This is a genomic window from Streptomyces macrolidinus, assembly GCF_023887685.1.
Lineage (GTDB): Bacteria > Actinomycetota > Actinomycetes > Streptomycetales > Streptomycetaceae > Streptomyces > Streptomyces macrolidinus.
In genome coordinates, this window is the sequence record NZ_JAMWMR010000018.1 from 114,948 (window position 1) to 138,725 (window position 23,778).

The 23,778-nt window shown below is 70.0% G+C and carries 18 protein-coding genes and 2 pseudogenes; 12 read left to right on the forward strand and 8 right to left on the reverse strand.

Annotation, left to right across the window (positions count from 1 at the left end; genetic code table 11):
• Positions 1 to 2 precede the first annotated feature (2 nt).
• Genes NGF19_RS20115 through NGF19_RS20145 form a run of 7 tightly spaced genes read left to right on the forward strand, consistent with a single transcriptional unit; the run spans position 3 to position 12,858 of the window.
• Complete coding sequence (locus NGF19_RS20115) at positions 3 to 1,976, forward strand: Hsp70 family protein (protein WP_252426445.1); 1,974 nt, start codon at positions 3 to 5, stop codon at positions 1,974 to 1,976.
• Positions 1,957 to 3,561 carry a hypothetical protein gene (locus NGF19_RS20120; protein WP_252426446.1) on the forward strand — a complete coding sequence of 535 codons (1,605 nt, stop codon included), beginning with the start codon at positions 1,957 to 1,959 and terminating at the stop codon, positions 3,559 to 3,561. The genes NGF19_RS20115 and NGF19_RS20120 overlap by 20 nt, the downstream gene beginning before the upstream one ends.
• Complete coding sequence (locus NGF19_RS20125) at positions 3,558 to 5,165, forward strand: hypothetical protein (RefSeq protein ID WP_252426447.1); 1,608 nt, start codon at positions 3,558 to 3,560, stop codon at positions 5,163 to 5,165. Before NGF19_RS20120 ends, NGF19_RS20125 begins: the two co-directional genes overlap by 4 nt.
• Positions 5,162 to 5,458 carry a hypothetical protein gene (locus tag NGF19_RS20130; protein WP_252426448.1) on the forward strand — a complete coding sequence of 99 codons (297 nt, stop codon included), beginning with the start codon at positions 5,162 to 5,164 and terminating at the stop codon, positions 5,456 to 5,458. The genes NGF19_RS20125 and NGF19_RS20130 overlap by 4 nt, the downstream gene beginning before the upstream one ends.
• Positions 5,459 to 5,471: 13 nt before the next feature.
• On the forward strand, positions 5,472 to 7,352 hold the full coding sequence (locus NGF19_RS20135; RefSeq protein WP_252426449.1) for a tetratricopeptide repeat protein: 1,881 nt from the start codon (positions 5,472 to 5,474) through the stop codon (positions 7,350 to 7,352).
• A complete protein-coding gene (locus tag NGF19_RS20140) occupies positions 7,349 to 9,088 on the forward strand; it encodes a toll/interleukin-1 receptor domain-containing protein (protein WP_252426450.1) in 1,740 nt (579 codons plus the stop codon). The genes NGF19_RS20135 and NGF19_RS20140 overlap by 4 nt, the downstream gene beginning before the upstream one ends.
• Positions 9,085 to 12,858: a hypothetical protein gene (locus NGF19_RS20145; protein WP_252426451.1), complete on the forward strand. Its 3,774-nt coding sequence runs from the start codon at positions 9,085 to 9,087 to the stop codon at positions 12,856 to 12,858. The genes NGF19_RS20140 and NGF19_RS20145 overlap by 4 nt, the downstream gene beginning before the upstream one ends.
• A 602-nt stretch (positions 12,859 to 13,460) precedes the next feature.
• Here NGF19_RS20145 and NGF19_RS20150 read toward each other — a convergent pair.
• Complete coding sequence (locus NGF19_RS20150) at positions 13,461 to 13,628, reverse strand: hypothetical protein (RefSeq protein ID WP_252426452.1); 168 nt, start codon at positions 13,626 to 13,628, stop codon at positions 13,461 to 13,463.
• Between the two features lie 110 nt (positions 13,629 to 13,738).
• On the opposite strand from NGF19_RS20150, the gene NGF19_RS20155 reads away from it, so the two are divergent.
• Positions 13,739 to 14,794, forward strand: coding sequence for an IS630 family transposase (locus NGF19_RS20155; protein ID WP_252426453.1), 1,056 nt, complete (start codon positions 13,739 to 13,741; stop codon positions 14,792 to 14,794).
• Positions 14,795 to 15,005: 211 nt separating this feature from the next.
• On the opposite strand, the gene NGF19_RS20160 is transcribed toward NGF19_RS20155, so the two are convergent.
• Together NGF19_RS20160 and NGF19_RS20165 are read right to left on the reverse strand one after the other, a co-directional pair.
• Complete coding sequence (locus tag NGF19_RS20160; protein WP_252426454.1) at positions 15,006 to 15,422, reverse strand: SCO4402 family protein; 417 nt, start codon at positions 15,420 to 15,422, stop codon at positions 15,006 to 15,008.
• 779 nt (positions 15,423 to 16,201) lie between these two features.
• A pseudogene (locus NGF19_RS20165) lies at positions 16,202 to 17,299 on the reverse strand (RHS repeat-associated core domain-containing protein); the annotation flags it as partial.
• A gap of 89 nt (positions 17,300 to 17,388) precedes the next feature.
• Here NGF19_RS20165 and NGF19_RS20170 point away from each other — a divergent pair.
• Positions 17,389 to 18,000: a HEAT repeat domain-containing protein gene (locus tag NGF19_RS20170; protein WP_252426455.1), complete on the forward strand. Its 612-nt coding sequence runs from the start codon at positions 17,389 to 17,391 to the stop codon at positions 17,998 to 18,000.
• Positions 18,001 to 18,137: 137 nt separating this feature from the next.
• On the opposite strand, the pseudogene NGF19_RS20175 reads toward NGF19_RS20170, so the two are convergent.
• Both NGF19_RS20175 and NGF19_RS20180 read right to left on the reverse strand, forming a co-directional pair.
• A pseudogene (locus NGF19_RS20175) lies at positions 18,138 to 18,434 on the reverse strand (CbrC family protein); the annotation flags it as partial.
• Between the two features lie 66 nt (positions 18,435 to 18,500).
• Positions 18,501 to 18,857, reverse strand: coding sequence for a hypothetical protein (locus tag NGF19_RS20180; protein ID WP_252426456.1), 357 nt, complete (start codon positions 18,855 to 18,857; stop codon positions 18,501 to 18,503).
• Positions 18,858 to 18,953: 96 nt separating this feature from the next.
• On the opposite strand from NGF19_RS20180, the gene NGF19_RS20185 reads away from it, so the two are divergent.
• Entirely contained in the window at positions 18,954 to 19,496 is a 543-nt protein-coding gene (locus NGF19_RS20185; RefSeq protein ID WP_252426457.1) for a hypothetical protein, read from the forward strand.
• 80 nt (positions 19,497 to 19,576) lie between these two features.
• Here the strand turns inward: NGF19_RS20185 and NGF19_RS20190 are convergent, their stop codons facing one another.
• The 3 genes from NGF19_RS20190 to NGF19_RS20200 are packed head-to-tail and all read right to left on the reverse strand — an operon-like array spanning position 19,577 to position 21,817.
• Complete coding sequence (locus NGF19_RS20190) at positions 19,577 to 19,927, reverse strand: hypothetical protein (RefSeq protein ID WP_252426458.1); 351 nt, start codon at positions 19,925 to 19,927, stop codon at positions 19,577 to 19,579.
• Complete coding sequence (locus NGF19_RS20195; RefSeq protein WP_252426459.1) at positions 19,924 to 20,460, reverse strand: NUDIX domain-containing protein; 537 nt, start codon at positions 20,458 to 20,460, stop codon at positions 19,924 to 19,926. Before NGF19_RS20195 ends, NGF19_RS20190 begins: the two co-directional genes overlap by 4 nt.
• A gap of 1 nt (position 20,461) precedes the next feature.
• On the reverse strand, positions 20,462 to 21,817 hold the full coding sequence (locus tag NGF19_RS20200; protein WP_252426460.1) for an NsdA family TPR-like regulatory protein: 1,356 nt from the start codon (positions 21,815 to 21,817) through the stop codon (positions 20,462 to 20,464).
• A gap of 223 nt (positions 21,818 to 22,040) precedes the next feature.
• Between NGF19_RS20200 and NGF19_RS20205 the strand changes: the two genes are divergently transcribed.
• Complete coding sequence (locus NGF19_RS20205) at positions 22,041 to 22,790, forward strand: hypothetical protein (protein WP_252426461.1); 750 nt, start codon at positions 22,041 to 22,043, stop codon at positions 22,788 to 22,790.
• A 76-nt stretch (positions 22,791 to 22,866) separates the two neighbouring features.
• The gene (locus NGF19_RS20210; RefSeq protein ID WP_252426462.1) at positions 22,867 to 23,778 is read left to right on the forward strand and encodes a phosphotransferase family protein; all 912 of its coding nucleotides are present in this window, start codon (positions 22,867 to 22,869) and stop codon (positions 23,776 to 23,778) included.

Here is a 23,778-nt window from a genome sequence, read left to right on the forward strand (position 1 = left end):
CCTTGGAAGCTGAGCTGCACCGGGTCGTCGGCATCGACCTCGGCACCACGTACTCCGCCGTCGCCGCCTACGACCCCGATGAATTCACGCCCGTGATCCTCGCCGACCCGGAGCTGGAGGGCACCGCCGCAGTCGCCACCCCCTCGGTCGTCCGTATCGACCCGGCCACCGGCGTCCTGGTCGTCGGGCACGAGGCGAAGAACGCGATCAGCGGGGCGGCCGGCGCCGGTGACGCGCTGGTGGAGATCAAGCGCGAGATGGGCGCGGTGTTCACGCCGGAGCTCCTCCAGCACTTCGGCGCCGCCGGTGTCTACGCCGTGGGCGACCCGGTGCGTGCCCGGCTCGGCGACGAGTGGCTGCGCCCGCAGGAGATCAGCGCGCTGGTGCTGATGCGGATGAAGCGGATCGCCGAGCAGAACCTGGGCGGCGACATCCACGACGCGGTGGTCACCGTACCCGCCTACTTCACGGAGCGGCAGAAGAAGGCCACCGAGCAGGCCGCACTGCTCGCCGGCCTCTACCCTCGCCAGCTGATCCCCGAGCCGACCGCCGCGGCCATCGCCTACGGAGTCGACCGGGCCGAGTCCGAGAAGCAGGTCTACCTGGTCTTCGACCTCGGCGGTGGCACCTTCGACGTGTCGATCATCGAGACCCGGGACACCGAGATCGAGGTCATCGCGACCGCCGGTGACCAGCGGCTGGGCGGCGGTGACTTCGACGACGCGGTCGCCGCGTGGATCGTGGAGCAGCTCGGCGAGTCCCTCGCCAAGGACACCGACCGGCTCCGGATCAAGGCGGCGGCGGAGGCCGCGAAGCGCCAGCTGTCGCTGCGGTCCACCACCACCATCGACCTCGGCGGCGCTACGGCTCCGCTGGAGCTGGACCGGGCCGGCTTCGAGCGACTGATCCAGCCCATCCTCGACCGCTCCCTGCAGCAGGTCGACGAGGCCCTGAACTTCGCTCGCACCGCCAAGGGCGTGCAGCGCGAGGACGTCAACGCCGTGCTGCTGATGGGCGGTTCGACCCGGATCCCGAGGGTCAAGCAGATCCTGCTCGACTACTTCGACCAGGACGAGGGCTTCGTACGGGGCGACGCCAACCCCGACACGCTGGTCGCCCGGGGCGCGGCGATCATCGCCAACCGATTCGAGCCGACCGACACGTTCGACCTCGCCAGCCGGCCCAACGCGGAGCGGTCCGTGGACGAGCAGGACTACACCGTCACCCTGATCACCGAGCACACCCTCGGCGTCGGCGTCCAGCAGGCCCGGTTCAGCCCGCTGATCCCGCGCGGCACGAAGATCCCGGCTCGCCAGACGAAGACCTACATCAACCCTGAGCAGGCCCACCACATCGAGGCCCCGATCTACCAGGGCGAGGGCGAGTACGTCTACGACAACACCCTCATCGGCACCATTCACCTCGCCGACATCGAGCCCCGGCCCGAGGGCTACCACCAGTTCGAGGTCGAGTTCTCGCTCGACGTGAACGGGCTGCTGGGCGTGCAGGTCACCCACACCAACACCGGACGCGAGTACCAGGCGACCTTCGACCAGAAAACGACGATCGGCAAGTCCAACGAACTGGCCGAGCGGCGAGCGGCGTTGGTGAAGCTGTACGGGACGGTGCGGCCGGTGGGAGCGGTGGCCCCCGAGACCGGGGATGCCCCGACGCCGGCGCCCGCCGCCGCGCCGGAGTTCATCGTGCCGCCGCCCGTGACCGCCACGGTCCCGAATCCCGCTCCCGCGCCGGAGGCGACCGCCTCCTTCCCGGACGTCAACCCCTCCGTCGTACCGGCCGAGTACCGCCGCATGGTCAAGAAGGCCCTACGCGCCGCACAGGAGGGGTCGGCTCCGGCACCCCTCATCACCGCCCTCGGGGCCTTCCTCGACGGCGTGCGCGGCGGCGCCGACGAGGACACCCTGGACGATCTCGCCGACCGGCTCGAGGACGCGTATGACGGCAGCCGTCGATGACCCGCGGCAGGTCGTCGAGGGGGAGCTCGGCGCCAAGTACGCCGGCGCGGGCTGGTGGGGGTCGCTCTACCGGGCCCCGCAGCGGCGCCGGTGGTACCGGCTGATCCCGGTCGAGGAGGTCAGTGGCGAGCAGCGGGCCGAGCTGCTGGCCTGGCAGACCCGCCCGCGCCGCCCCGACCTGGTGCCGGTGGTGCGCGAAGAACGCGGTGAGCAGCGGCAGTTCGGCGACCGGTGGTTCCAGATCGTCAGTTACGAGACCGACGCGGACCGCAGCCTCGGCGACGCCCTCGACGACCCGGAACCGGCCTACCGGCTGGCCTGCGTGGCCGCCACGCTGCGGGCTTTCCCGGGCTGGCGGGACGGCATCGGCCCCGGCCTGATCGCGCTGCCCGCCGACGTCGTCCTGGCCGGGCACCGGCCGCTGCTGCTGCCGCTGCCCGCCTGGGGCCCGCCGTCGCTGGGCGAGCTGTTCGCCGCGCCGGAGCGGCTGGCGCATCTGGCACCGGAGGCCGCCCGCGGCCTGCCCCCCGGCGGCCGGGACCCCGGGTTGTACGCGCTCGCCGTCGCGGCCCTGCGCTGCTTCGAGTCACTGCCGGACGGCGATCCGGAGCGGCTCATACAACGGGCGGCCTGCGCCAGGGTGTTCGACGGGCAGCGCGGCCACGGCCGACTGCCGGTGTGGATGCGCCGAGTAGGGCAGGTGCGCGCGGCACAGGACGAGCTGACCGGGTTCACCGGGTTACGCGCCGCCGGGACGGGCGGGGCCGAACCCGGGCGACCGGCCGACCTGCGCGGCACGGGGCGGGAGGGGTCGGGGGGACTCGCCAGGCCTCGTGGTGCCGGGGCCGGCGGTGCGGAGCCGGGGTGGCTGGCGGACGTGCTCGACGCGGCTCGGCACTCCATGGACCCGGTGACGACCGTGCGTACGCTGCGGGAGGCGGGCGAGCCGCACCGGGCGCTCGGGCTGGCGCACGCGGCGCTGGTCGACCGGCCGGACTACGACCTGCTGCTGCTCGCGGCCGCCATCGCCCGCCAGGATCTGCGGAAACCGCTGGAGGCGCTGTCGCTGCTGGAGCGCGCGGCGCTCGCGGACCCGGAGCGCGTGGAGGCGTACGAGGAGCAGCTGTCGGTCGTCGGCGGGCTGTCCTCGGCGGGCCGGGTCCGGCTCTCCGGAGCCACCGACGACTCCATCGACTCCTTCGCCGGGCGGCTCAGGGCGACGGCCACCGCGGCCTTCGACCGGCTGCCGCCCGGCCGGCGCCTGGACCACGCCCACGAGATGGCGTCCTGCCTCATCGGCCTGGGCGAGCTGACCGCGGCCAACGCCTTCGTGCACGAGTGGCTGCACGACGGCCGGACGCTGATGTGGTGGCGGTTCGACCTCATGATCGACTACGCCGAGACCTTCCTGGGCCTCGGCCGTCTCGACGCGGCCGGCCAGATCTCGGAACAGGTCAGGGCGGGCCTGAAGAAGGTCAGGGAGAACGGGCAGATGGCCCGGGACAAGATCCACCGGCATGGCGTGCGGCTCGCGGACTTCGACCTCACGCTGCTGGCGGCCAGGGACGGGGAGACGCGCTCATGACCACGATCCTGCTGCTGGTGCTCCTGCCGCTGTTCTTCCTGTCGACCGTGGCCAGCGGGCTGTACTTCCTGGTTGTCCTGCCCAACCGCTGGCGACTGCCGTACGAGGAGTCCCTCGCTCTCCTGGACAGCGACGACCGCGACGAGCTGGAACGGGCCGACCGGCTGCTCGGCCAGGCGGTCAACGCCGGGCCGCGAGGCAAGGGGCTGTCCCGGATCCGGTTCGCACAGGCCTACGTGCGGGCGATGCTCGGCACCTACGAGCCGGCCAGGTACGCCGCCGCCGCGACCGTCCTCGACGAACTGGTCGCCGCTGACGGGCACTCGGCGCACACCGCGTACCTGGAGCTGTGGGTCCAGTCCAGGCTGGAGAACCACGACCGCGTCACCGACCTGTACGCCGAGCGGCGGGAGCTGCTGGACACGCGTCCGGACAGCCGCCGTATCGCCGCCCTGTCGCATCTCCAACTGGCCGTCGGACACTGGCGGCGGCGGGAGACCGACGGGGCGCTGCACCACTTCGACCGGGTCCGGGAGCTGGGAGAGCTCACCGAGCGCATCCCGCCCCAGGTGAACGACCTGCATCTGGTCAAGGGCGTCCAGGCGGTGTTCGACGGACGGACCGACGACGCGCGGAACGCCTTCACCGACGCGCGCAGGCGCAGCGTCGAGCACGGAGCGCCCACCGCACAGGCCGAGGTGGGGCTGCTGGTCTGCGACTGGACGGAAGGAGACCCCCGGAAGCTGGGCGAGTGGCTGGGGCGGCTCGCCCAGGAGGTCGAACGCGAACTGGCCGAACTGCCCACGGCCTCCGACACGGAATCCGACGAGGACGCGGACGCCGACGTCGGCGCGGACGCCGGGGAACGCCGGCGCACCGCAGAGCTGCTCCGCACCGGCATCGCCGTGCTGAGGCTGATCGCCCTCGTGCGGGAGTGGTTGCGGCGGCCGGCGCTGAGCGGGGCCCCCTCGGCGGCCGACTTCGCGGAGTTCGACGGGCGGGTGGACGCCGTACGGGCGGCCGACCCCGAGCTGGGCGACGCGGCGCTGGTCGGCGGCTTGGTGCACTACTACTTCGCGCTGAGCCAACCGGAGCGGGAACGGGCCCTCGCCGAGCTGCACGGCGGGACCGAGCTGGCCAAGGGCATCATGCTGCCCGAGGTGCTGGACCTGATGGAGCGTGAGCGCGCCCTTGGCGGCGAGGGGGACGCCATCTCCCGCTACCTCGCCCTGCTCACGGAGTTCCTGGACGACCCCGACCGCTCCCCGGAGGACCGGGCTCAGTTCCGCAGGCTCAAAGCGAAGTTCACCCGCTTCCAGGACGCCGAGGGCATCGAGGACGGGGCCGTGCCGACGCAGCGGTCCGCGCCGGACGACCACAGGCGCCGTTCGCAGGAGCTGCGCCGCCGGATCGAGGGGATCGTCTATCCACGGGTCCGCGACCTGCCCGACGACGCCCCCGCCAAGGTCGCGCTGCGCGAGCTGCTCGCCGACCTCGACCGCGCCTGCGATGTGTACGGAGAGGGCGCCGAGGTGCTGCACGGCGCCGAACAGAAGCTCATCACCAGCACCGGAGCGATCCTGCTGCCCGAGGAGACCGAATGACCAGGAACCTGCCCGTACCCCGGGCCGGGTCGGCTCCCGGACGGCTGGGGGCGCTTGCGGGACTGCTGCCCGGACGGCGTCGTACGGCCGACCATGGGGCGTTGCTGGACCGGCTGCCGCCAGTGGAGCACCGGCCCGCGGCGGACGAGGACCAGCTCTTCGAACAGGCTTCGCTCGCACCAGTGTTGCTGCTGATGGTGAAGGTCGACCAGGAGTCCGAGTACCTGCTCTGCCGCGAACTGGCCGAGCACGCGCTCGGCACGGTGCCCGAACCGGGCGAGTCACCCGAGTGAGGAGAGGGCGCCCATGAGCGGCACCGGCCGTGACCACACCTTCCAGGAGATCCGCGTACAGTCCCTGCACGCCCCGGCCTTCGAGTTCCAGGAGCTGACCGAGACCCGGGGGCACGGGGACTTCGCCGAACACGACCGCCGCCTGGAGGAGATCGCCCGCGAGACAGCCGCCCGAGCGGCCTCGGAGACGGCACTGGTCCTCGTACCGCCCGTCGCCGGTCTCACCGAGATGACGCTGGTCTTCGACGGCGACGAGGACCTGCTGGAGGACGCCCGCGCCAACGCGGCCGACGGCGCCTACGAACTCGCCCTTGAGCTCCTCGCCGAATACCTCCAGGCGCACCCCGGGCACCAGGAGGGGCGGTATCTGCGCGCGTACTGCCTCTACCGGCACGACGGGAAGAGGGCATCGAGCGAGCAGTGGGAGGCCCTGCGGATCCTGCGCCCGCTGCGTGACGAGGACGTGCCGGACGACTTGCGCGAACGGATCGGCGAGCTGCGCCGCGAACTGCGCCGCATGCTCACAGCGCCGGAGATTGCCGCGTACACCGAGAAGGTGCGGTCCGACCCGCCGGGCGCGCAGTCCCGGTTGCAGGCCTTCCTGGAGCTGGCCCCGGAGGAGGGCATGGTCTCCTACCTCCTCGCCCTCGCCCAGGCGCAGACCGGCAGCCTGGAGCTCGCCCTGGACACCGCCGAGCGGGGCGCCGCCGAGGCGGACGTCGACCGGGACCAGCTCGTCGCCCTGGCGCGCAGGCTGCGGCTCGCGCTGCTGGGCACCCATGCCGCGCCGGCCGTGTCCGCCTTCAAGACCCGCGACATCCAGCGGGCCAAGCGCGAGCTGTCCCGCATGGACCCACGCTGGCGGCGCAGCACGGTGCTGGCCGACTTCGACGCGTATCTCTCCCTGCTGCTCAGCCACCCTGGCCCGCCGGGTCAGGCACCGGCACCGCGCCTGACCGCCGAGCGGGCCGAGGACCTCTACTCGCTGATCGCCGAGGACGACGGCCGGCACGCCTCGATGCTGCTGCGGACGGGCCGCGCCGACCAGGCCGAGCGGCTGCTGGCCCACTTGCTGACCCTGCTCCCCCGCTTCGCCTGGCTCAACTTCCTCTACGCCGCCTGCCTCTACCGGCTGCGCCGCGACCCCGACCGGGCTGCCGCCTGCGCCGAGATCGCCCGCACGGACCGGACGCTCGTCCAGGCCGGCGAGCTGCTCCGGGCGATCCGGAGCTGGCAGGAGGCCACCGTCATCAACCCGGCGGTGGAGGAGTACCTCGCCGCCATGGAGTCGGTCCGCGGCGGTGTGTCCGTCGACCGCCTCGCGGCGCTGCGGAAGCACCTGACCGCGCTGGAGCGGCGGCTTCCCGCCCTGAAAGGCGCGGCCCGCACCGAGGAGGGCGCCCAGGTCGTACGGGAGTTCGCGCAGGCCATCGTCGACCGGCTGCGGGAGATCGACGACGCCATGGTGGTGGCCAGCCTGTACGAGAAGTACGACCGTGTCATGTCCTCGGTCCAGGGCGGGATCAAAGGCACCGCGGAGGCGGACCGCCTCGACGGTTCCCTCGCCGCCCTGGCGGCGGAGATCAAGACGGTCCGCAAGAACGCCAAGGAGGGCGCCCGCGGCCAGCTCGACGAGCTGACGTCCCTGGTGACCCAGCGGCGCGGCGAGCTGGAAGGTGTGAAGGGGGCCATCCAGGTCTCCGACCTCGTGGGCCGCTTCAACGACATCGCCCAGCAAGGGCGTTACGCCAATCCGTACACCACGCGCGAACAGCTGCGCCGGATCCTCCAGGAGGCGCAGCAGCTGAACCGCCGCGCCAGGGGCCGACTGGACTCCCGTAGCCGGGAGCTCCTCGACCAGCTGATCGGCACCATCTCCGGGACCCTGCGATGACGACACAGACGCCCACCGAGCAGTGGGACGTGTTCATCAGTTACGCCCGCGAGGACTACATCCAGGCCAAGGACCTGCAGGACGCGCTCGGCGAGTACGTGACGGCCTGCGGGACGGCGCCGAGGATCTACCTGGACGTGTCCCGCAAGGACGGCACGCCCCTGGGCGCGGACTGGCAGAGCTTCCTGGCGGATGCGCTCCCGCGCAGCCGCCATGTGGTGGCCCTCTATTCGCAGACCTACTTCGACAAGCCCGTTTGCCAGTGGGAGCTGCACGAGGCGTACAACCTCAACCCCCATGAGGGCGGGCGGCTCATCCCGCTGCTCATCGATCCCGCGGCCGTCCCGAAGGTGCCGTACATCGTGCACCGGATCAACTGGATCTCGACGACACGGCCGCGCTGGATCGACGAGGTCGCCTCGGCCCTTGGCCTGCGCCCCGCCGAGTCGCGCACCGAGCTGCGGTTCGGCACGCCCCTCACCGACGCGGTCGCGGGCCACACGCTGCCGCCGGTGACGGTCACCGGCTCGGTGCCGGGCGGCGCGACCCCGTGGCCGGCCGGCGGCACGGTCACCGTCTCGGCCGAGCCGGAGGAGGCTGGTCTGACCGGCACGCTCACCGCCCAGGTCACCCGGGACCGGGCGGTCTTCACGGACCTCGCCTTCCGGTCCGCCGCCTGCGGGGTACGGCTCGTCGCGACCGCCCCCGGCTGCGAACCGGCCACCAGCGTGCCCTTCGAGGTGCGGACACGCGAGGAGCAGCCGTCGCTGCGGGGGGCCGACGACCGCCCCGCCCTGCCCGCGCGCGGACACCCGGTGTTCTTCCCCGACGGCCTAGGGCTGCTCATACACAACGGGCGAACGCTGTCGGTCCGTTCGGAGGCGTACGAGGTCGTCGGCGGCGCGGAGTTGCGGGAGCGTCCGCGGCTGTGGGCATACGGCGAGCGCTGTGTGGCCGTCGCCGACTGGTCGGGGCGGGTGGTGCTCGCGGCCCCGGACGGACGGATACGGGTGGTGGACCTCCTGGCCCGGCAGGGCGCCCGCTTCAACGTGCCGGGCGCGCTGGCCTTCGGCCCGCACGACGTGCTGTACGCAGGCACCTGGGGCGGCAGCGTGTGGCGGCTGTCCCTCGACGCCGAGGAGCCGGAGCGGGTGCTTGAACACCGGGGCGGGGTCCAGGTGTTGGCCGACAGCGGCGACGGGCTGCTGGTGGGCGGCCTGGACGGCGGGCTCACCGTGTACCGGGACGACCGAGTTGCCGCCGAGCACACCCTGGAGCCGCTGCTGCTCGCCATGGCGCGGGTGCGGGAGTTCGCTTTGGTAGTCGGCGAGCGGTGCATCCACCGACTGGACCTCGTCGGCGGCCAGCTCCTCCAGGTCGACCAGCCGGTCGGCGCGGTCACCGGGACGCTCCCCGGCGGCGGACTCACCGCGGTCGTCGACGCCGAAGGCCAAGGCGTCTGCTTCGATGCCGAGTTGGCGGTGCGGGTCGGCTTGCGCGGGGTGCCGGGCGCGCGGCCGGTGGCATCCGGGCTCGGCGGGCGGCTGCTGGTGCTGGAGAACCCGGACGGCTCGCATGCCCTCGTGCGGGACGGCCGTACCACCTACGTGTCGGAGCACCCGATGGCCGTCTCCGCGGACGGCACCCGAGTGGCGGTGTCGGACGGGGAGCGGCTGCTGATCCTGCCGCCCGGGGAACTCGGCGGGACGGCGCCGGCGGAGGGCGGAAGGGGATGAGGACGGGCAGGGCGCTGGAGAACCGGCCTGATGTGCTGTGGCGGATGGTCGACGGACTGTGGTCCGACCTGGAGGCCGGGCTGCCGCTCACCCAGGGGCAGTTGGACGCGGTCATCGAGGGCTTCTTCCGGATCGGCGTGCACCCGGCCACCGAGCCGGCGACCGCGCTGAAGCTGCTGGTCCGCGCCCACCGCCTCGACAACGCCAGCCCCAAACACCCCTACCACGTGGGGCTGTTGTACCTCCGTCACGGGCGCCCCGAGGCGGCGGTCCGCTGGCTGACGGCCGCGGCCTCGCTGGCCCCCGCCAACCATCGGATCTGGGCCCATCTGAGCCTTGCGCACCGACAGTTGGGCGAGGATCCGGCGAGCCCCTCCCGGGACCACCGCGCGCGGGCGGAGTCGATCGCGGGCACGATCCGCGAGGGCCGCGACGACTTCGACCCCGAGGAGTCCGTACCCGTGCTGCCGCTGCTGCGGCCCGGCGAGTGCCGCTGGTCGGGCATCCTGGACATGGAGGCCGACAACCGGCTGCGTGACCGGACCACCACCCGCACCAGGAACGCACTCGCCGAGGAACTGAAGAGCATCGCCGCGCTGTCGGAGCGCCGCGGGGGCGGAACGGCCGCGTTCACCGTGCTCGCCGTGCAGTGGATGGTGTACGGCTACCCGGCCGCGACGGTACGCCGGCTGGCGAAGCGGCTGCCACCGGACGAAGGCCCCGCGGCCCGGCTGCTCGGCCTGGTCTGCGACCTGTTCGAGACCGACCGCGCCGAACTCCCCGCACGGCTCGCCGCGTGTCTGGCCGAGGGCCTGCTGCCCGAACTGCTCACCGCGCTGATCCACCGGCAGCGGCTGCTGTGGCGCCCGTTGCACTTCCCGGACCTGGGCGCGCACGCGGCGGCGCGGGAGTTCCGGAACGGCGATCCCGCGCGGCACGTGACGGCCCTGAAGGCGGCGGCGAAGGAACTCGGCGTTGGGCCGCCGGAGGCGATGGCCGACGTACCGCAGTCGGCGGGGGACGGGGAGAAGGTAGCGGCGACACCCGACGATCGGCTCGGGCAGTGCGAGCAGGCGGCGGGTCGGCTGCAGGAGCTGATCCAGGAGGCCAAGGCACAGGCGCAGGCGCTGGCCAAGGGGAAGGTGGCGAACGCAGCCGACTTCGGGCGGATGTCGGGGGACAAGGAGCTTCTGGCGCGGCTGGTGGAGGGCTTGGAAGAGGTACGGATGGCCTGGCTGTCCACGTTGAAGCAGCTCACGGCCGCCGATCCGGCCGGGCTGGTCATGCCGTTCGAGGAGTTCCAGAAGCGGGCCGAAGCCTGCGAGGCCGAGTTGCAAAAGCCGGCGACGACACTGCGGAACATCCTGAAGCGGGCCAACGGTAGGATCGGCGCACGGAAAGGGGAGTTCGGGCACGCCCCACCCGAACCGTCCGGTCAGGCGCTGGCCCTTGAGGAGCGCGTGTCCGAACTCCGGAACCAAGGGGCCGCGGGGGCGGCGGGGGCAGCGGCGTCGACGGGGGCGGAGCCGACCGCGAAGGCGGCTGCACTCACCGGGACGGCGCCGCCCACAGGGACGGGATCGACCGACAGGCCCCGCTCCCCCGAGTCCACTGCCTCCACCCGGCCCGATCCGCCTGTAGCCGCCGCCTCGACCGCCCCTCCCGAGCCGCCCCTCGACGCCACCCCCCGCGAGCGTGTCGCTCACGCCCTCGCCATTGCCGAGCACCGTCTGGACGCCAACTTCGCCGAGGCCTGGCGGACGTTGGACGCTTATCCGCCCGGGCTGCGGCACCGGGACGCGGTCACGCTGCTGCGGGCGTACATCGGTGGGCACCAGGCCGAGGCCGACCAGCGGATGAGGCGCACGACGGCCGCCCGGCGCCGGTGGAATGCCATGCTCGCCGACGATCCGCTGGACACCGCCGTGCTGCGCAACCTCGCGGTGGCACACACCACTTCGGGCGACCTGGGCCCGGCCGCGCAGGCCTGGCGCCGCTATCTGGAGGCCCTGTACCTGCGCGACCTGCTGCACGGCGACATCCGCCGCGGCGCCGCCGAACGCGCCGAGGTGCACCGCGTGCTGGCCGGTTCCTTCGGTACGGCCCCGCTGTGCGCGGCGCCGGCGGCGGACCGCGAACTCGACGGCGACCTGCGGCAGGTACCGCTGGTACTGGCCAGCCGCAGCAAGGTCACCCTCGCCACCATCCACCTGCGTCTGGAGGAGCTCAACCACACCTTCGCCCACCGCAGCCCCACGCTGCTGCTCGGCGTCGGCCGCTCGGTGGGCGAGACGGAACTGGCCGCCGCCCGGGACCGCCGCACGGCCGCCGTCGACACGGCCGTACTGGCGCTTCCGGCCAGGGTCCGGGAGCCGTACGCGAAGCTATGCCGTCAGTTGGTCGACGAGGCCTTCCGGGAAGCATCGGAGACGGGCCAGCGCACCCGCAGGCCGGGGGACGAGGCCGAGGAGCAGGCGCACATGGAGTGGGTGCGCGGACGGATCCTGTGGAAGCTGCGAGTCACCAGCGCGATCACCGGCACGCAGGCCGAGTGGCCGCTCACCGAGTACTCGGGCGATGTCATCGGCAACCTGGGCCTGATCGACGCGCTGCTGCTGGACCCGGCGGACGAGACCGTGCTGCGCGCAGCCCAACTGCTGGGCGTGCAGGGCGATCCCGCGGAGTTCGTGGCCCGGCACAACCGACTCTCCGAGCTGGCGGGCGCGTTCGCGCTGCGGCGGATCTTCGACGCGGCCGAGGAGACCAGGTCAGGCCCGTTCACGAAGGACTTCCCGGACCGCTTCCGCCGTACCGCCCACTCCTGGAACCGGAACGCGGACTCCATCGCCGACCGGTATACGGACCACCTCGACGACCCTATCGACCTCTACTACCCGTCCGCGCGCTCGGCGTTCGGCATCCTGGAGACGTCCGCCGCGCCCACCGACGAGCGGGAGCGCGGCATCGTCACAGCCGCGGTGGCGGGTCTGGAGCGCTGGGTGGAACGGCTGCCCGGCGCCACCGGGCCTGCTCGTGCCCTGGCCCGGCTCCTAGGCAGCCTCGGCCGTCACGACGAGGCCCGGGAGGTGCTGGTCAGGGCCCGGGACGAGGCGTTCGGTGAGCACGGGCGGCGGAAGCTCGCCGTCTCGTTCGTCCGTGACTCGATCGCGCGCGAGGAGTACGCGGAGGCGGTCGAGCAGGTGCGGGCGCTGCTGGACGGCGGCTCCGACGATGAGCGGCTGCGCTATCTGCTGGCCGAGGCCTACAACCACTGGATCAGCTCGGGAAAGCTGCTCCCTTCCGCCCAACGCATCGCCGAGGATTTCGCCCGCTGGAGCGACGACGAGACGGTGCACAGCCGCCGGGTGCTGGTCGTCGCGGCGACCATGGCCCGGCACCGGGACCGCTCGGACGACGCCGGCGCCGCCCAGCTCGCAGACGACCTGCGCGCGGTGTACGAGGCCGACGAGGGGAACGTAGAGGCGCGCTACCACCTGGTGCATGCCCTGTACGGCGCGGCCTGGCAACTGCGCAAGCAGATCCGCGCCTCCTGGGGCGACCTGCGCCGCACCCTGCGCGAGCAGTTGGACGCCGCACGCACGGAGTGCGAGCACCACGCCCTGGGCCTGATCGGCCCCGGAGGGCCGGGGGCGTCCGCCGGATCCGACACCGGGTCACAGGAGCGGACGGTGGACACGGGCACGCTCAGGGACGCGGAGCGACGGGCGAAGATCCAGGAGATCCTGCAGAAAGTACGGTCACGGGGCTGAACCCGCATCTCGGCTCTTGTGCGTGACGCTCACCCGCACCGTCTGGGTGCCTCGGTTGTCCTGGGAGCAGCATCCGGCGGTGGCATTCACCCGTCGAGTGGTATGGGTCTCGGAACATGCCCACAGCGCTCACTCTCCCGATAAGGTTGCCCACACCACCAGCGCTCCCCTATCCGGGCCGAAGGCACGCACCGATATCGGCGCCTTCATCGGCGAGAGCCTGCGCGAACTGAATCCGAGGAACCGCCCGCCGGGCATCTCATGGTCCGCTGACCCTCCTGTGAGATGACACCGGGCCGCAGGCCGTCGCCGACCTGGGCCTTGTCGGACCCGGCAATCGACGTGCGCGCCTTCGACACACGAGGAATATGACGTCGCGTCAGTTCTTCCAGCCGGGATCCAGCCACCGTGGCGGTTACCCCACCGTCACACACCGTTTTCGGTCGCTCGCCCGCGCCCCCGACCTGCGAAAACACAAATACGCAGCGGTCGCCCAAGCCTGTCGGACATCCCTGGGGAATGCGGCGACATACGGTCCGCGCAACACGCAAAACACCCCCTGGCCTGCGCATTCATCACGCGAGGCCAGGGGGCCGAACCAGTCACACGTTGAAGCGGAACATCGACACCAGCGCCGCCACCTGTGAAAACACCGAAGACTCGGTGCGGATCCAGCCAGGATCCAGCAGCCGGGGCAGCGAGTCAGCGAACAACAAACGACCACGACCATCACAGACTTTCTCAGCCCCCTCTTCACGCTCCTCCGGCAATACTGAAACGATCTTCTCGTCCGGCTCGCCAGATCAGATCGAACGATATTCACCTAGTGTCTTGTGATTCCGTCAGCGTTACTTGATCTTGTGTGGCAGGCTCTCTTGGCATGGAGCTCTCCGCGAAACAGGCCGCCGAGTTGCGGGAGTTGGTGAACAGCAGGGACGTGCCTGCGGATATAGCCATGCGTGGCCGGATCGTGCTGTGGTCGGGCGAGGGGCGTCGGCGCAAGGATATTGCCGAGCTGCTCGGGGTGTCGCTGCCGACCGTGGACCGCTGGAAGGCTCGCTATGCCGGGCGAGGCCTGGCCGGGCTGGAAGGGGAGCATCCCGGTGGTGCACGGGAACAGGTGCCGGCCCGGGTGCGATCCCGGGTGATTGCACTGACGCGCATGACACCGCCGGCCGGTACGGGGCTTTCGCACTGGTCCACACGGGAGTTGGCGAAGTACCTGGCGCGGACCGAGAACATCGTCGTGTCCTGGCACTACATCGCCCGGATCTGGCGGGAGGAGAGCCTGAAGCCGCACCGGTCCGGCACCTTCAAGATTTCCAAAGACCCCGCGTTCGCGGAGAAGGTAGCCGATGTGATCGGCCTGTATCTGGCCCCGCCGGGCGGTGCGGTGGTCCTCTCGATCGACGAGAAGACGCAGATCCAGGCGCTGGACCGGACCCAGCCGGTGCTGCCGGTCGCCTTCGCGGCCAGCGAGAAACGCACCGCCGACTACGTCCGGCACGGCACCACGAACCTGTTCGCCGCCCTGAACGTGACCACCGGGGAAGTCCTCAGCGAGTGCAGGCCGACCCGGAACGGCAAGGATTTCCTGGCCTTCTTGAAGAAGGCGGTGAAACCGCACGCCGGGAAGGACATCCATGTCGTCCTGGACAACCTCTCGACGCACACCACCCCGGAGGTCAAGGAGTGGCTAGAACCCGCACGTCCACTTCCATTTCACTCCCGTCGGCTCCTCATGGCTGAACCAGATCGAGATCTGGTTCGGCATCCTGACCCGGCAGTCCATCCGCCGTGGCACGTTCTCCAGCGTCCACGTCCTGATCAAACAGATCCGCGACTACAGCGACTCCTGGAACACGACAGCGAAACCGTTCACCTGGACCGCGACCGCCGGCGAGGTCCTCGCGAAAGTCCGACTCGTCGCGTGTGAAGAAACTCGTCAATAACAACTCGAACTGACATGAACGGGATCACGAGACACTAGAGCCCCGGGAACTCGAAGGCCACGGAATATATTGGCGTGCCGCAGCCTGACGAGTTCAAACCGGCTGGAGTCGCCTGGCATGCCCAGCATCAGCCGCACAATTGCGTGACGGTCTGCCGACTCCGTCGGCAGACCGTCACGCAAGATGGAGGCTAACTCACTTGAGGGGCTCCCGGGTCATAACCTCGTAAGCGACCAAGGCTGACCGAAGGACAGCATCCCACAACGGCGATGCCATGTAGTCTGCGTCCATCCTGCCATCACCTTCCCGCTGCAACAGTGCGTCAACGGCGGACGCCAACGCCTCCATTGCCGATACCTCACCCTCGGATCTCAAGACCGTACCGAGCGTTGAGGCAGGATCGTCCAGGACCAGCGTGTCGTCGTAAAGGATATTGAGATTCAGCGTGAAGTCATCATAGTAGCCTTCTCGCGGATAAATCCGTTCAATCCATACGCGACGTTGATACTCCGCGTCCGCGAGCGCACGTACCGCAGAGATCACATTTCGACGCATATCCGGAAAGCCGACACCATTCAATTGGGAGAGTTCCATGTCTTCCACTTCAGCCATTCCTTGAGGGGAATATGCGCCTCATAGGCATTGGACTTGATGTCCCCATCGACTGGATTCCCGTTCCGCCCAACGATTTTACCACCAGAGTTGATGACAACATGGTCAACCTGCTGGTACTCCTGGGAATTATTAGGATTTCCCTTGTCGATGCGGATACCGTTTCCCTTCCCGTCGTTCCATCGCCAGCCAATTCCCTTCTTCGTAGGCTTCCCCGCGCCGAATACATCCGGAACCTTGCTGCTGGCAGACTCAGGGATCCAGGACGGCGTTCCGGACGTTGCAGGCGCGCTCCCTGTCCCATTGTTTGCTTCCGCTTCGCTGAGCGCCTTGCCCAGCCCCTCGTCGATGCGTCCGATACCGTCCGCTGTGCCGACAGCGCCGACGCCGGCCAAGGCCACGCCACCCACAGCAACGGGGGCACCAATGATGCAGCCGACGCCGGTGAGGCAGATGAGGACGCCTCCAGCGACGGCGTCTCCGCCGACACCCATGAGGGCCATGCTTCCGACGGTCTCCGCAGCGCCCCACCAGATATCAGGCTGAGAGACGATCGCGGATCCATAGTTGACGACGGTGTCCTTAAGGTCTGACAGCCAACCCCACGTGGAGCCGCCGCTCTTATTGCCAGAGCCGCTGGTCTTCCCCGTGTTAGTGGTTACTGGGATTTGGTGTGCCGGCGGGCCCTGTATCGGCGCCGTAGAATGGCTAGGACCGCATTTCTGCCAGCCACCACTGCACTGCTCGACTTCCCCGTGTTCGCCTTGCTGCAGTCTGATGGTTCCGGTCGGGTCGCTGTAGGTGAGGGGGTTTTGGCCGGCGTAGCTGTAGCCGTTGAGGCTTTGTGGGTCGGTGGGGTCGAGGATGGGGTCGACGCTGATGAAGCGGCCGGTGGTGGGGTCGTATTCGCGGGCGCCGAGGTGGGTGAGGCCGGTGGTCTTGGTGTCGTCGGTGCCGCCGACGTAGCCCTTGGTTCCGGGCCAGGAGGCCGGTTCGGTGCCGCGGGTGCCGCCGAAGGGCAGGGTGCGGCGTTGAGTGAGCTTCTGAGTCGTGGCGTCGATGGCGAGTTGGGCGGTGCCGTGGTGGTCGGCGAGGGTGAAGGAGACGTTGCCGTCGTCGGTCTTGACGGCCTGGTTTCCGCCGCCGAGGTCGTAGTAGCGGGTGGCCTTGGGCTTGGTGGCGTCCTTGGCCAGGGTGATCTCGGTGGTGCCGAGGTAGAGGGTGGTCTCGGTGGAGGTGCGGCCGATGAGGCGGTTGCCGTCGGCGTCGTAGAGGTACTCGGTGGTCTTGCCGGTGCCGCCTTGGACGGGTTCGGTCACCTTGGCGAGGTGGCCTTCGGTATCCCAGGTCAGGTTCTGGGTGGAGCCGTTGAGGGTGCGGGCGGTGGTGTTGCCGGTCTCGTCGTAGCCGTAGGTGTCCTTCGCGGTGCCGGTCGGATCAGTGGTGGTGACGGAGGACAGGGCGTGCGGGTGGGCGCTGCTCGGGGTGGGGTAGGTGTAGGTGCGCTTGGTGTCCTTGGAGGCGTCACCTGTGGTGTTGTGGAGTGTTTCCGAGGTGCGGTTGCCGACGAGGTCGTAGGTGTAGGAGGTCCAGTACGTGGCCGGGCCGCCCAGCGCGCTGCCGGTGGGGGTGGTGGCGCAGGTGGTGGTGTTCTGGGTCCAGGCTTCGGTGAGGCGGCGTAGGTAGTCGTAGGTGAAGCACTGGTTGTCGGTGCCGTCGCGGGAGACGTCGGAGACGGACAGGACGTTGCCGGCCTCGTCGTAGTGGTAGGTGCTGCTCTGGTCGACTCCGGCGATGTCCTGGCGGTCGACGCGGGTGTTGGCCAGGCGCTGGGTGCCCCACTCGTAGGTGTTGGTGACCTGGACAGGTTTGGCGCCGGCTCGGCGGCAAGGCCGACGAGTCCTACGACGCCCGCGCGGAGCTGATCTGGATCGGCGCCGACGCCGTACCCGCCGTCATCAACGGCTTGCCTTCCCTCGGCGGCTTCGGTCGGCTGACCGCCATTGAGGTCTTCGAGGAGGTGGGCGATCCCCGTTGCGGCCCCGCTCTCATCGGCCTGCTGGACAGCGACAACCCGACCGTCCGCGAATGGGCGGCCATGGCCCTGGCGAGCCTGGAGATCGACGGCGCCATCGAGCCCCTGCGCCGCGCCTACCGCGCCTGCCTGGAACGGGCGACCCCACCGGACTGGACCGAGCCCGTCGGCATCCGCTGGGCCCTGACCGAACTCGGCGCACGCGCCCCTGTCGTCCCACCACTCACCGCGCGCCTACGAGTCACCGCGGCAGACAACGCCCCGGGCTGGCCCTCGGCCCACTTCGCCGAGATCATCAACGACCTGGCCGACCACGCCCAGGTGATCCTCTACTCCCAGTTCTGGCGCGTGGACGCCGGCCGCACGTACGGCATCTCCAGCACCGGCCTGGACTGGGAACTCGACTGGACCGTGCCCTGGGAGCACCTGGTCGAGGAGTCCCGCGCCTGGTCCCTGCTGGAAGCCTCCGAAGCCCCCGTCGGCGACAACATCTTCGTCGCCCCCACTTGGATCGACCGTACCGACCTGTACCCGGAGAGGTGACCGATGCCGTCCCAGCGTCGGCTACGGCCATGTGGTCGAGAGCTACGTGACGAGGACGTACGGGGGCCTCCCGCGCTATCTCTCCCGACCGCCCCCAGGAACGCCGCACCATCACCGCAGTGGAAGAACCACTGCGGGTCCTGCCAGGAGGAGAAGCCCGGCGTACACGCGTCGACGGACATCACGACCTCAAGCGGGACATCGTCCCCGGCCGGGTCACCGATGAAGTGCGCGTCGTACTTCGAAGCGGCGCTGCCATCCGCGATGCACCACGGGCACAGCAGGTTGGAAAGTTCCTCGACCGCGTACACCGGGCCCGTGTAGATGAACCCCCGCGCCCTCCCGCAGCAGAGGCACGTCGTGCTGGACTCAACGACCGCCCCGGTCGCCAAGGGGTCGGGGTGGTAGTGAAAACCGGGCAACTCCTCGGACATGCCAGTCACGCTACCTGCGCACAGGAAGGTCGTGCCGGACTGCACCCGCCCTCAGTCCGAAGGCGGTCATGGCCGCAGCAGCCGAGCCTGCGGGTCATAGCAAACGAGCCCCATCGATGCCGCGAGATCGGCGGCGTAGGCCGAAGCCTCCTCGGCCATGCTGTATGGCATCGGGAAGTAGATGAACGGCCCGGACGCCTCGCCGATCAACGGCCCCGTCGACCAGGGGGAGGTGTCCTCCTCGTCCTCCGTGAGATCCACCCATCGCGCCAAGAGCCCAGCAACGTACTCCGCGATACGCGGTGACGGTGGAAACTCTTCCTCCGTGTCGATGTAGCGGTCGTACAGCTGGGTGAGGACCTCGCCCGCGATCACATCGTCAGCGGGCTTGCTGCCTTCCCACACCGCCAGGTCGTAACTCATGGCCGAACTGTGCCACGCCCTACTGACAGCACCGCTGAGCGTCGATCAGCAGGCCAGCCGCACCAGACGTCCGAGGGCGCTGTTACGTTCCGTCCCATGACCGCATCAGACGATCTACTCTGCCGGATCGAGCAGGAGCCTTCCCTTGCCACCGCGCTTGCCTGGCCTGGCGATTTCGACGTCGAACGCAGGGACCCCATTGAGGACCTTGCCCTTCCCACCGGGATTCCCCTACACCCGATAGCCGGATGCGGCGCTGGCGGCACGTACTTCCTGTGCGGGGAAGCCGGGGCCGACGAGCGGCCTGTCCTGTATGCCGATTCTGAGGGCCAGGCCACGTTGATCGGCGCCGACCTCGTCGAGGCCATCACACTCATCGCCGTACTGCCCTTCTGGCGCGACCTGGCGAAGAGCTTCGCGATCAGCGAGCTTGGCTCGGACCTTCGGGCCGACCACCCGGACTTCGACGCCGAGCGCGACCGCCTTCTGCACGCCCTCGGGCTTGACTCCATCTCCGAGGAGGAGGCTGCCGCTCGCCTGCTGGCTGTGGCCGCGCGCACCGCCCCGGACTACGTGCCGCGCGTACCGGACGATGATCACCTGCCGTACGAGCTTCTGTTTCCGAGCAGCCCCGCATAGCGAAGCCAGCGCTTGACGTCAGTACCGGGCGATGACCTGTCGCAGGTCCATGCGCAGGAGGTCCTCCAGCGCCTGGATGCTTACCTGGCGAAACCCGCAGCCCGGACATAGTCGAGGGCGTTCAAGTCCGTCTGGGCAGAGCAACAGGGCATCGTCACGGCAAGCGCGTCGAAATAGCCGTCCGGAAGGACTGCCATGTCCATCACGTCGCCCCACCAGTCTTCGATGTCGGAGCCGCATACGGGGCACCGAACACCACACCAGTTCTCCCCGGGATCGATGAAGGCCGTGCCAGGGATGTCCCAAACGTCGTAACCGCCCAACGCCTCAGGAACCAGTTGCTGTAGCCGGGCTTGCGCAGCTTCGCTCGCAGCCGGTGCAGGCGAAAAGTGCGGGTCCTTGGGTATGAGGTGGACCAGCGTGATACTCACGCTGCCGACCAGCCGTCCAGCGAGACCTCCGAGCCGTCATTCAGGTAGTGGTGGAGGGCACTGGCGGTGGTGTCGACGAAGGCTTCAGGGATGGCGTCGGTGTCGACCCAGCAGACCTGGGCGTGCTTGCGCGGTTCGCGGTTCTCGGGCTCGCCGGTCCAGTCGTGGGCGGCGAAGACGACCGTGAGGAAGCCGTTGGGGGCCTCGACTCCCCAGGCACCGTGGATGATGTGGGCGACCTTGAGGGACTCGGGCTTCACCGTCAGGCCGGTCTCCTCGTACAGCTCACGGACTGCAGTCTCCGTGATGGGCTCGCCCGGCTCGCTCTTGCCGACGGGGAGGTCCCACAGGCCCTGGGCAAACTTGGCGTTCTCGCTGCGCTGGAGGAGTACGACTCGGTTGGTGGCCTTGTCGTGGACGATGACGGCGGCGACCAGCAGGGTCATCGATTCGAGCGCCGGCTTGAGGGCCTTGGGCTGGTCTTCGGTCTGCTGGGTCACGGTGTTCCCTTCGTCGGGCGGGTTGTTGGGCATGTTAGGCGAGGGCTTCGCGGGCGCGGCGGGCGAGATCGGTGGCACCGGGAACGCGGCGGCGCTGGTAGACCGCGAGCGTGGAGCGGATTGAGGTGATCGCCTTGCGGGTGCGGTCGGAGGTCATGCCCTCCATGAGGACCAGGGCTTGGGTCCAGGCGGCGACGGCTTCGTCGGCGCGGGCCTGGGCGGCGAGGCTGTCGCCGAGGTCTGCGTGGGTGAGGGCGTGGACGCGCTTGTACTTCGCAGGGTCCCAGCGGGTGAGGGCGTCTCGGTGCTGCTGTTCGGTGCCGATGTGGTCCGCGAGGTCGGTCAGGGTGCGGGCGGTGTGGCTGGCGACGGTGCCGGCGGCCGGGCCGCTCACACGGGAGTAGCTGGGCTGGGGACCGTCGTCCCGTAGGAGGGCGTCCTCGGCGGCGAGCAGGGCGCGTGCGGCCGACGAGTTCTCGTCGGTGGCGGCGTAGGCGCGGGCGTGGGTGATGTGGAGGAGTGCCTCGGTCTGGCCGTCGACGTGGCCGAGACCTGTGCGGAGGGCGCCTTCGACGAGGTCGACGCAGTGGTGGGGCTGTTTGAGGCTCAGGGCCTGGTGGGCGAGGGCGCGCATCATCCAGGCGGCGTGGCCGTGGGGGTCGGCTTCGCAGGCGAGCTTGTAGCCGACCTGGTAGTAGCGCTGGGCGGCGCCTTCCTGGCCGAGGTCGTGGTGCTTCCACCCTGCGAGGTAGGCGAGTTCGGCGACGGCGCCGAAGGCGGCCCGGCGTAAGGCTTCGCTGGGGAAGCGTCCGCGCAGCATGGGGGCGGCTGTGTCGGCGAGGTACGCGGTGACGGTGGTCAGGCCGTGTCCGCCGCCGAGGCGCTCGTCGGCAGCGCTGAAGGCCGCGGTGATCTGGCGTACGACGTCCACGTCATCCGCCCCGACCAGGGACGTGCCGGTGCGAGCGCGGAGCATGCGGGCGGTGGCTTCGTGGTCGTATCCGAGCGGCATGGCGACGCCGGCGGTGGTGAAGGCCGCGATGGCGAGGAAGCGGCGGCGCTCGACGTCGGCACGGCCCAGATCGGTGGCGGCGAGGACAGGGTCGGATTCCGCCGGCGCTTCGTCATCGCTGGCCTGGAGGCCAATCTCGGTCTGGGTGATCGTGCGCCCCGCTCGACGGGACAGTGCTTCGGCGAGGTACTGGCCTACCCGGCCCGACGGGGCGCGGGTGCCGTTCACCCAGTGCGAGATGGCCGACTTGTTGGTCTGGAGGATCTCGCCGTTCTCGGCGGCGATGCGCCGCACGTCTCTGGCGAGGGCCTCGTAGGTGCAGCCGACCGCCTCAATGGCGTCGCGCAGACGGGAGTTGGGTTCTCTCTGCGCCGTCACGATCGCCTCCGCCCTGGAGCTGTAAACCGCGTATACCGCTTCAACTGCCTTCCACCGTACCCACTGAGCGTGACCACCGGTTCACTTATCAGTAGCCGCCCAGAACGGCGCGACCGTGATCCAGGCTCCCCCTTGGTCCAGGCGGCACCCCGAAGTTCCGTACGCCCACACCAGGCTCGGGCATTCCTGTGCCCGAGACCGGCCAATCAGAGACGGAGACACGGTGACCACCATCGACACCACGGCCATCACGGTCGAGCTGCCCGAGGCGTTCGACCCGCGCTGGAGCCGCCTGCCCGGCATCCAGGTCGACGGCCGGCGCATCACCATCGACCCGGCCGAGTACTTCTTCCGCTTCGAGTCGAACACCTGGCTCGTCGCCGACTGGGAGCTGGTCAAGTCCCAGCTCCTGGACGTGGACGAGACGACCGAGAGCGCGGTCGAGCAGCTCGCGCTCGACTTCATCAAGCAGCACAGCGAGTCCACCTCCGACGCGGCCCGCGTCCTGGCCACCGCGTACGAGGTGTACGCGTACCTCTTCCGCGAGGAGCACCTGGCCAGCCTCGGCCTGCCGCAGATCACCGCCGACCACCTGCGGATGCTCCGCGAGGCGGCCACGCTCATGGCGCTCAACAAGGTCGAGCTGGACGGGCACATCTCCAACGTCGGCCCGTGCTGGTTCTTCCCCGCCGCCACGTCCGTCGTCTTCGACCTGGACGACGAGATGGGCGGGATGCTCGACGAGGTCTATCACGGCGGCTGGTTCAACGAGCACCGCCGGATCGAGTCCATCAAGGCCCACGCGGCGCTCGGCGGCCGGCTCGTGCATGGGTGCCAGTCCGTGCCGGACCAGTCCGGCGGCGTGGTCGCGCCCTACGGTGCCTCGATGGCGAACTTCCGTGACGACCTCGCGGCCTTCAAGGCGGGCTGGATCGAGCAGGTCTACGCCCACCGAGTGAACCCCGCCGCGTAACCCACCCGATCAGGCTCCGGGACGGGCCGGTATCTCTCGCCCGCCCCGGACGCCACCATCTCCCCGGAGCCCTCCTGTGACCACGAACCCCAGCGCCGAACTCCTCGACAACCTGCTCACCGCGACCGGCCAGACCACCGCCGTACGGGAGGAGGTACGCGTGTGGTCCATGTCCGGCGTCGAGCGCGTGGCCTTCCCCGACGGCTCCACGGTCATCTTCAAGTACGCCAAGAAGCCCTTCGCCAGCGAGGACCAGACCCTCCGCCTGGCCCACACCCTCGGCGTACCCGTCCCCCAGGTCCACGCCTCCGCCGTCCTGGACGGCTGGCTCGGCATGCTCATGGAGGACCTCGGACCGTCCGTCCGCGAGGCCGACGACCTCGACGGCGTCGCCGCGGCCGTGATCCTGCACGGCACCCGTACGGCTCCGCCCTTGCCCGTCCTCGACCAGAACCGGCTGCGGACGCTGCCAGCCAGGGCGCTTGAGCATCTCGAACGGCTCCGCAAGGCCGATCGGTGGCAGGACGCCGACGACGTCGAGGACGCGCTCGACCGTATCGCCCAGGCCGCCGAGGCCCGCTCGGCCGGAGCGACGCTGGAACCGTTCGGCTGGGTGCACTCCGAGTTCCACCCCACCAGCCTCCACATCGGTGATCGCGGGTGGCGACTGCTCGACTTCGCTCGCGCCTTTACCGGCCCCGGCCTGCTCGACCTCGCCAGCTGGCACGGCACCATCGAGCCCCCGCACCCCGTACGCCTGCGCGTCTTCCTGGAGCAGTACGTCACCGCCGGCGGCACCCCTGACGCCCTCGCCCCGCGCGGCGGGCTCACCGCCGAACACTGGGCCCTGGGCTGGCACCGCATGTGGGCCGTCGAGTGGTTCATGGAGCAGTCCATCCGCTGGATCAACGACCCGGCTCCCGACCCCGCCTACATCAAGGCCGTCCGCCGCCACCTCACCGACGTCCTCCACCTCCTGGAGATCTGA

Excerpts from the sequence above, each read along its gene's own strand:
- NGF19_RS20120 (WP_252426446.1), top strand. The coding sequence starts at position 1,957 with ATGACGGCAGCCGTCGATGACCCGCGGCAGGTCGTCGAGGGGGAGCTC.
- NGF19_RS20125 (WP_252426447.1), top strand. The coding sequence starts at position 3,558 with ATGACCACGATCCTGCTGCTGGTGCTCCTGCCGCTGTTCTTCCTGTCG.
- NGF19_RS20130 (WP_252426448.1), top strand. The coding sequence starts at position 5,162 with ATGACCAGGAACCTGCCCGTACCCCGGGCCGGGTCGGCTCCCGGACGG.
- NGF19_RS20135 (WP_252426449.1), top strand. The coding sequence starts at position 5,472 with ATGAGCGGCACCGGCCGTGACCACACCTTCCAGGAGATCCGCGTACAG.
- NGF19_RS20140 (WP_252426450.1), top strand. The coding sequence starts at position 7,349 with ATGACGACACAGACGCCCACCGAGCAGTGGGACGTGTTCATCAGTTAC.
- NGF19_RS20145 (WP_252426451.1), top strand. The coding sequence starts at position 9,085 with ATGAGGACGGGCAGGGCGCTGGAGAACCGGCCTGATGTGCTGTGGCGG.
- NGF19_RS20155 (WP_252426453.1), top strand. The coding sequence starts at position 13,739 with ATGGAGCTCTCCGCGAAACAGGCCGCCGAGTTGCGGGAGTTGGTGAAC.
- NGF19_RS20160 (WP_252426454.1), bottom strand. The coding sequence starts at position 15,422 with ATGGCTGAAGTGGAAGACATGGAACTCTCCCAATTGAATGGTGTCGGC.
- NGF19_RS20180 (WP_252426456.1), bottom strand. The coding sequence starts at position 18,857 with ATGAGTTACGACCTGGCGGTGTGGGAAGGCAGCAAGCCCGCTGACGAT.
- NGF19_RS20185 (WP_252426457.1), top strand. The coding sequence starts at position 18,954 with ATGACCGCATCAGACGATCTACTCTGCCGGATCGAGCAGGAGCCTTCC.
- NGF19_RS20195 (WP_252426459.1), bottom strand. The coding sequence starts at position 20,460 with ATGCCCAACAACCCGCCCGACGAAGGGAACACCGTGACCCAGCAGACC.